The sequence below is a fragment of the Vibrio sp. D173a genome, assembly GCF_030248475.1.
On the sequence record NZ_JAHGAH010000810.1, the window covers coordinates 1 to 855 of the forward strand.

Annotated in this window: 1 protein-coding gene; it reads left to right on the forward strand. The window is 46.5% G+C overall.

Annotated features, from left to right (window positions below; translation table 11 throughout):
• Positions 1–519, forward strand: a 519-nt coding sequence (locus KIV40_RS29470; protein WP_285352794.1) for a galactose-1-epimerase, incomplete at its 5' end; no start/stop codon positions are given.
• Positions 520–855 lie beyond the last annotated feature (336 nt).

The window sequence follows — 855 nt, forward strand, 5'->3', positions numbered from 1 at the left end:
AACCTATTGGGCGCTGAGTTGGAGAAAGATTGTTTGTCGCATATTGTTAGCATTAATGCGTCACAATACCTGCCGACAGACAAATCTGGGATCCCACTCGATGGGCTTAAATCAGTAAAATCGACCAGCTTCGATTTCAATCGGCCTATGATGATCTCAGAGCGTTTACTGGGAGATGAGCAACAAAAGAATGCCAAAGGCTATGACCATTCATTTCTATTGGCAGAAGAGTGCCGAGCTGGAAAGTGTGCCGCAACGGTGACTTCTCCAGACGCACTGGTGACTTTAAAAGTGTTTACGACCAAGCCTGCAATGCAGCTGTATACTGGAAATTGGTTGGCAGGAACGCCAAACCGTTCAGGGACAAGCTACCAAGATTATGCAGGTGTCGCGTTGGAAACACAGTTTTTACCGGACTCGCCAAACCACCCAGAGTGGAAGCAAGAGAGCTGTATTCTTAGACCTGAACAAGAGTACCGCCATCAAACTTGCTACCAGTTTGAATTTTCGGGGGATTAATCAGACTGACCCACTCGGCTCAAAAGTTTTGGTGAACCTTATTGGTATAAATCTCGCTGATAAGGGAATGACTAAGGTACGGATACATTAGTGAGAGTATGGTAACAAAGCCCTAGCGGACGTTTTTCGCTAGGGCTTTTTTTCATTTGTTCGATAGGGGAATAGGGTGATTCGAAGCGAGCGCAGCTGATTCACTGACCTCGCTGGTTAATCTTGGTATTCGTTGCTCTTGGTACTAGCCGGTCTTGGTATTAGTTGAGCTTAGTGACGGAGTTGCGGCGAACCAAGGTCGGAGAGAACATCATCGTCTCTGAGCTGGTGATTTCTTGCTTAGCA